General features: G+C 44.6%; 6 protein-coding genes and 1 pseudogene. 1 reads left to right on the top strand and 6 read right to left on the bottom strand.

Going from position 1 to position 6,852, the window contains the following annotated elements:
• Window positions 1-246 (bottom strand): annotated as a pseudogene (locus J6U00_RS10940) (glycoside hydrolase family 11 protein); the annotation flags it as partial.
• Window positions 247-870: 624 nt separating this feature from the next.
• Here J6U00_RS10940 and J6U00_RS10945 point away from each other — a divergent pair.
• Window positions 871-2,781 (top strand): GGDEF domain-containing protein, encoded by a 1,911-nt coding sequence (locus J6U00_RS10945; RefSeq protein ID WP_296581804.1) that lies wholly within the window; start codon window positions 871-873, stop codon window positions 2,779-2,781.
• A 41-nt stretch (window positions 2,782-2,822) separates the two neighbouring features.
• On the opposite strand, the gene J6U00_RS10950 is transcribed toward J6U00_RS10945, so the two are convergent.
• From J6U00_RS10950 to asd, 5 genes are all read right to left on the bottom strand, one after another.
• Complete coding sequence (locus tag J6U00_RS10950) at window positions 2,823-3,224, bottom strand: PaaI family thioesterase (RefSeq protein ID WP_365718828.1); 402 nt, start codon at window positions 3,222-3,224, stop codon at window positions 2,823-2,825.
• On the bottom strand, window positions 3,221-3,790 hold the full coding sequence (locus J6U00_RS10955) for a GNAT family N-acetyltransferase (protein ID WP_296581806.1): 570 nt from the start codon (window positions 3,788-3,790) through the stop codon (window positions 3,221-3,223). Before J6U00_RS10955 ends, J6U00_RS10950 begins: the two co-directional genes overlap by 4 nt.
• Before the next feature lie 57 nt (window positions 3,791-3,847).
• On the bottom strand, window positions 3,848-4,597 hold the full coding sequence (dapB, locus tag J6U00_RS10960; RefSeq protein ID WP_296581808.1) for a 4-hydroxy-tetrahydrodipicolinate reductase: 750 nt from the start codon (window positions 4,595-4,597) through the stop codon (window positions 3,848-3,850).
• 37 nt (window positions 4,598-4,634) lie between these two features.
• On the bottom strand, window positions 4,635-5,525 hold the full coding sequence (dapA, locus tag J6U00_RS10965) for a 4-hydroxy-tetrahydrodipicolinate synthase (protein ID WP_296581810.1): 891 nt from the start codon (window positions 5,523-5,525) through the stop codon (window positions 4,635-4,637).
• A 161-nt stretch (window positions 5,526-5,686) separates the two neighbouring features.
• Window positions 5,687-6,766, bottom strand: a complete 1,080-nt coding sequence (asd, locus tag J6U00_RS10970; RefSeq protein WP_296581812.1) for an aspartate-semialdehyde dehydrogenase — start codon at window positions 6,764-6,766, stop codon at window positions 5,687-5,689.
• Between the last annotated feature and the right edge of the window lie 86 nt (window positions 6,767-6,852).

A 6,852-nucleotide genomic window follows, 5' to 3' on the forward strand; every position in this document is an offset into this window, starting at 1 on the left:
GCCCATACGTGCCAGGAAGTTCTCAATGCCGCTCCATGAGCAGGTGAAAGAGCCTGCGCCGGGGTTCATTGAAACCTGACCAGTATAGTTCTGATTCCACATCTCGTAATCGAATCCGCCAATATTTCCTCTCTGCTGCTGGTCAGCCGCCTGAACAACAGTTGCAGGAATAGCAGGGATACTTGAAGCGATCATCACTGCAGTTGTGCTTGCACCGACGAGCCTCTTTAAGATGCCTTTTTTCATGTTGATCATTCCTCACTTTCTCTAATAACGTGATTTCAATCCTTGTATTACGACCGAGAAAAAGCACAAAAGCACAAAGTCGCTTCTGCGTCCCTCCTTCTCCTCAGTTCTTACAATCATTTTATTACTTTTTTATGAACTTTTCAAGTCAATTCTTGCTAACAATATTCTACCTTACTCATTTTTTGCTCTTTTTGTACATTTTAGCTCCCGATTTCACTACTTTTTTATGCATTCTCAATTTTTCGTTATTTATCCGCAAAAATCAACAGATATGATATCCTAATTTTCATAGCACTATTGTGCTACAGCTTTAATGCGCTAATACGCCATTGGCTGTTTTTCGTCATATTATTACATATTACTATCTGGATAAGCCCCTTTACAGATTACTGTCCGGATATACATTTGTATATATTGTCCTACCATTTCAACAGTTTTTTAAAAGCCTTTTTTCTTTTATTAATCTTCTCCCCATTTACGGTGTGCACAAATTTTTGTCTTGTTTTATATGACTTCTCACAAAAATCTCTCAACCTATTTATTTTTTATGTAAAATGTACTATAATAATAATGGTATATGATTTCGATATATCAGTTTGTTGTAAAGAGGGGATAGTCCGTATGGATAGCGAGAAGACAAAAAAGATCGTTGTTGTGGTTTCCGGTCTTGACGAAGAATATCAGTACAACATATTCAAGGGAATAAACAGCTTCGCCAGCGTTCACAATATGAATATCTCATACATTGCGGGCTTCGGCGGAATGGTTGGCAGCGAAAAATTCGACATTGGCGAAACAAGTATATATAATCTAATAGACTACACCCAGTTTGACGGCGCTCTGCTCATGACAAACACCTTTGGTGACAACGCTCTGCGTAACCGTATATTCAGCAGCGTCCTTGCCGCCAAGATACCGGCTGTCGTTTTCGAGAGCCGTGAAAATCCTGAATTTTATGATATAAGCATAGACAACTTTGGGGTTATGAAGAAGCTTGTAAATCATATCATACAACACCACGGCGCAAAGGTTATAAACTACGTTTCCGGACCTCTCGGGAATCCTGAGGGCAAAGCAAGATATGACGCCTTTATAAGTGCAATGGAGGAAAACGGTCTAACCGTGGACGAAAAACGCATATTTTACGGTGACTTCAAAAGCTACGATGGTAAGCTAGCTATAGACGAATTCGCTGCCTCTGGACTTGAAGCTCCTGATGCCTTTATCTGCGCAAACGACAGTATGGCTCTAACAGTAGCTTCATCTCTTGACAAGCTTGGCTACAAGGTACCGGACGATATTATGGTAACAGGCTTTGACAACACCTTCAGTGCCCGTAATTCCACACCGTCCATAACCTCGGTAAAACGCCCTCTATTCCTTGCAGGAGAAAAGGCTGCACAGATAATCTTTAATGTCCTCGAGGGCGTTGAACAGCCACGTAGCACCATTCTTGACGCCGAACCGGCTTATTATGAGAGCTGTGGCTGCAAAAACAACAGTACAGATGACCTTAAGGAATACAAAAAAATAACCTACCGCAAGAGCGAGGACACCAATAATAATATCCACATGGTGAACAGGCTCACGGCCGGTCTTGCAGAAGCACTTACTCCGGCTGATTACTTCTCGGTCATCGCCAGCGTTATCGGAGAGCTCGAATGCGAGAAATTCACTCTCTGCCTCCGTGAGGACTGGCAGGAGAACTTTGCCTCTGATTCTGGCGGGTACGAGCTCAACACGTACTCAGAATTCATGACCGCTCCACTTATATGGGATAAGGGTCAGAGAAAGAGTGTCAGCTATTTCCCTAGTCGTGAGATGTTTCCCGAGGGCTTCGAGGAGAGAAGCTGCGTTAACTACTTCCTCCCATTGCATTTCAGTGAGCGCTGTCTAGGGTATTATATATTCACCAACAGTGAATTTCCTACATACAGCCTGCTATGCCATACTCTGTCAATGGTACTCAGTAATTCGCTGGAGAATATCCGTAAGCTCTCCCACTTAAACAAGGCCATGGACGAGCTGAATCGTCTGTATGTAATAGATCAACTGTGCAATATCTATAACCGCAACGGCTTTATAAATATTGCTGACGATATGTTCAAGGAATGTGTTGCAAACGGCAGTCAAATAATGATAAGTTTCATAGATATGGACGGTCTTAAGTTCATAAACGACAACTACGGTCACAATGAGGGCGACTTCGCTATACAGAGGATAGCGAGCATAGTCCACAACTGCTGTGAAAACAACGCGATATGCGCCCGCTTTGGCGGTGACGAGTTCGTATATTTTAGTCCGAAAGCCACTCATGGGGACGCTGTAACCCTTGCCCGCAAGCTGAACACTGCTCTTGACAATATCAACAAGCTGTTGCAAAAGCCCTATACCATATCTGCAAGTATAGGAAGTGTGGTCACAGTTGCAAAGCCCGGAGACACGCTTTATAATATAATCAAGTTGGCTGACGATAAGATGTATGACATTAAAAAGCAGAAAAAAGCTGCGCGTAAATCAGAAAAGATCTGAATGAATGAAAGAAAAAAAGCTGCATTTTGCAGCTTTTTTTCTTATGCCTTCCTGAATCCCACACACTGTACAACAGCTATGGGATTGTCCTTTTCGTCCTTTATTTCCACATTGTAGCAACAGATAGTCCTGCCGTCCTTGACGAGTCTTGCCTCTGCGAAGATGCGTTCCGTTTTAGGCACTCCAATAAAAGAAGCATCGCAGTTCAACCCTACAACTCCTGGCTGCTGCCAGTTTGAAGCTACAGCGAACGCAAAATCTGCAAGAGTGAAGTATACTCCCCCCATTATGCCTCCCATTGCATTTTTGTGATGCTCGTTTATCACAAGGCTGACCTTTGCGTAATGGTCGCCTATATCGTCGATGACAGCTCCCATTTCTGTGGCGAAGCGGTCGCCTTTGAATATTCCCCGCACCCTTTCAAGTATTTCTGTATCCATCATATATTGCCTCCGTTTTCGTATTCGTCCCTAAGTATAGAAAAATAAAGCCTGCCCACATACTTGCCGTCCATAAAGAAGTAGTCCCTGAGAGTGCCCTCGTAGGTAAAGCCGCACTTCTCTATAACCCTTTTTGAAGGCGCGTTTATAGTTTTCGTGCATATTTGCACCTTATGCAGGTTCATTTTCTTAAATCCAAAATCTATCACAGCCTTTGTGGCTTCCGTTGCATAGCCCCTGCACTGAAATTTCGCACCAATGCAGTACTCTATCTCCGCAAAATGGTTCCGGCTGTCAACAAGGAAATAGGCTATCTGACCGATACACTCCCTCTTTTCCTTGTCAATGACCGCCCAGCGGTAGTAGTCCTCATGTTCATAGCTTCCGATATACTTGTCCAGCAGTTCCTTTACCTCATCCTTTGTATGATAGGTCGGCTCCGAGTACATTGTCTGAACCTTTTCGTCGCTCGCCCAGTTCCTGAAAACTGCATCACAGTCATCATACTCAAATCTTCTGAGTATGAGTCGCTCCGTCTCTATTGTCTGTGTTCCGATATGTGTAAGCATTATTATCCTCCAAAAAGCTATCCCCTGACATAGAAGCTACATCAGGGGAAATGTGTCTTAAACCAGAAGCGACATATCATATAGTCCCGCAGGCTGATCCTTGAGAAACAGTGCCGCATTTACCGCTCCCTCTGCGAAAACGCTCTTAGAAGCGGCAGAATGTGAAAGTGTAAGGACCTCATCGTGTCCTGCAAATATAACATCATGCTCGCCTACGATAGTACCGCCGCGGATAGAATGCATACCTATCTCTGTCTTTTCACGCTTCTGACGGCGCGAGTGACGGTCATAAACAAAATGCTTTGAATTGTCAAGAGTCTCGTTTATAGCGTCCGCAAGCATTATTGCAGTACCGCTGGGAGCGTCCACCTTAAGATTGTGATGCTTTTCAACTATTTCGATATCGAACTGGTCACCGAGGACGGAAGCCGCCTTCTTTGCGAGCTGAACAAGCAGATTCACACCTAGTGACATGTTGAAGGTAAAGAATACTGGAATATGCTGTGCTGTAGACTTTATCTTAGCTGTCTGAGCCTCGTTGTAGCCAGTGGAGCCGATAACTATAGGCGTACCCGTTGACATACAGTAGTCGATAAGTCCGTCAAGCCCGGCAGGATTTGAAAAATCAATGATAACATCAGGCTTTACAGGAAGCTGTGCCGGAGTTTCAACGATTGGGAAATCCGCATACTGCTCGGTATACATATCTATTCCAGCAACTACTTCGCAGTCCTCGCGCTCCTTGATACAGTTATAGATAGTCTTGCCCATTTTTCCGTTAGCGCCGCAAATTGCTATATTTGTCATATTTTACACTTCCTTCTTATTAATTCGGAATTCCTAATTACTTAATGAGTCCGTGCTTTGTAAGAGTAGCTCTGAGCCTAGCCCTATGGTCGTCTGTCAGCTCGCAGAGAGGCAAACGGCAGGGACCTGCGTTCCAGCCAACCATATTCATAGCTTCTTTTACAGGTATCGGATTGACCTCTATAAACAGGTCGTTGATAAGGTCGAGGTATTTCAGCTGGATCTTCATAGCCTCTGTAAAATTGTTATCTAGACAGAGCTGCACCATATCGTGCATCTCCTTGGGGATAACATGGGAAGCGACTGAGATTACACCCTTTCCGCCGAGAGACATAACAGGAACTACCATATCGTCGTTGCCGCTGTATATGTCGATATCGTTTCCGCACTCAGCAGCTATCTTGGCAACATAACTAATATTCCCGCTTGCCTCCTTGATAGCAACGATATTCCTGTGCTTTGCAAGCTCCTTTACCGTAGCCACATCAAAACCGCAGCCTGTTCTACTAGGAACATTGTAAAGGATTATGGGGATATTGACTGCGTCAGCAATAGCTGTGCAATGAGCGATAAGCCCCTTCTGTGTAGCCTTGTTGTAATAAGGAGTAACGTGGAGAAGAGCGTCTGCACCTGCTGCCTCAGCCTCCTTTGAAAGCTCAACGGCATAGTGTGTGTCGTTACTACCTGCGCCTGCAATAACAGGAACTCTACCTGCAGTATGCTTTACAGCGAACTTTATGCAGTCACGATGCTCGTCGTCAGTCATCGTTGCGGACTCGCCTGTAGTACCGCAGATAACTATTGCATCGGTGCCCTTTTCAATCTGGTAGTCTATAACACGTCCCAGCTCATCATAGTTTATGGAACCGTCGCTGTTCATAGGAGTTATAATAGCAACAGCAGCACCGGTAAATACAGTATTCTTCATAGACTCAATCCTTTCGTCTAATTAGGAATTCGGAATGCAGAATTTGGAATTAACAGTGTCGTCTGCGCTGATATATCTGGAAACCATCCCTCATTACCTATTGTTCTTTTTTGTGTTTGGTTATAGCAACAATAAGACTTATAATCTCTTGACAGTCCGAATTAATTGAAGTAACCCTTTGCTGCAAGGAGCTCAGCAAGGAGGACACCGCCGCCTGCCGCACCTCTCAGTGTATTGTGTGAAAGGCATACGAACTTGTAGTCGTACTGTGTATCCTCTCTGAGACGACCCGTTGACACTGCCATACCGCCTTCGAGATTTCTATCCAGCTTAGCCTGCGGACGGTCGTTCTCCTCAAAATAGTGTATGAACTGCTTTGGAGCACTTGGAAGCTCAAGTTTCTGAGGCACGCCCTTGAAGTTCTTCCAGAGATCCAGTATCTCTTCCTTTGATGGCTTGTTCTCGAATGTTACGAATACAGCAGCTGTATGGCCATCGGATACAGGCACACGTAAACACTGAGTCGTGATATTGGGAGATGTAGCCTTTACTATCTCATTGCCCTTTATTTCGCCCCATACCTTAAGCGGCTCCTGCTCGGACTTCTCTTCCTCACCGCCGATGTAAGGGATAAGGTTATCGACCATTTCCGGCCATGTCTCGAAATTCTTGCCTGCGCCTGATATTGCCTGATAAGTACAAGCCAGCACGTTCTTCAGACCAAACTTTCTGAGCGGGTGGAGTGCTGGAACATAGCTCTGTATTGAGCAGTTTGACTTGACTGCAATGAAGCCTCTCTTTGTGCCGAGACGCTGGCGCTGAGCCTTGATTATCTCGATATGCTCGGGATTTATCTCCGGAACTACCATAGGCACGTCGGGAGTGAATCTGTGAGCAGAGTTATTTGAAACAATAGGGCACTCAGCCTTTGCATAAGCCTCTTCAAGAGCCCTTATCTCGTCCTTTTTCATATCAACTGCACAGAAGCAGAAATCCACCATTCCAGCAATCTTCTCGATATCGCCTGTAGCGTCCATAAGAATCATATCCTTCATTGACGCCGGCATGGGTACTGTCATCTTCCAGCGGCTTCCTGCAGCCTGCTCATATGTCTGACCTGCACTTCTCGGTGAAGCAGCCAGAACCTTTACATTAAACCAAGGATGGTTTTCGAGCAGAGTTGCAAATCTCTGTCCCACCATGCCCGTTGCGCCTATAATACCAACATTATACTGTTTCATATTGACCTCTCCTTAAAAATTTTCCATAAAATAACAAAAACCGGTTGCAAACCGGCTCATCATGCGTTATAATAGAAATGTTGACA

This window comes from Ruminococcus sp., from assembly GCF_017650195.1.
Lineage (GTDB): Bacteria > Bacillota > Clostridia > Oscillospirales > Ruminococcaceae > Ruminococcus.

Excerpts from the sequence above, each read along its gene's own strand:
- dapB (WP_296581808.1), bottom strand. The coding sequence starts at position 4,597 with ATGACAAATATAGCAATTTGCGGCGCTAACGGAAAAATGGGCAAGACT.
- dapA (WP_296581810.1), bottom strand. The coding sequence starts at position 5,525 with ATGAAGAATACTGTATTTACCGGTGCTGCTGTTGCTATTATAACTCCT.
- J6U00_RS10955 (WP_296581806.1), bottom strand. The coding sequence starts at position 3,790 with ATGCTTACACATATCGGAACACAGACAATAGAGACGGAGCGACTCATA.
- J6U00_RS10950 (WP_365718828.1), bottom strand. The coding sequence starts at position 3,224 with ATGATGGATACAGAAATACTTGAAAGGGTGCGGGGAATATTCAAAGGC.
- J6U00_RS10945 (WP_296581804.1), top strand. The coding sequence starts at position 871 with ATGGATAGCGAGAAGACAAAAAAGATCGTTGTTGTGGTTTCCGGTCTT.
- asd (WP_296581812.1), bottom strand. The coding sequence starts at position 6,766 with ATGAAACAGTATAATGTTGGTATTATAGGCGCAACGGGCATGGTGGGA.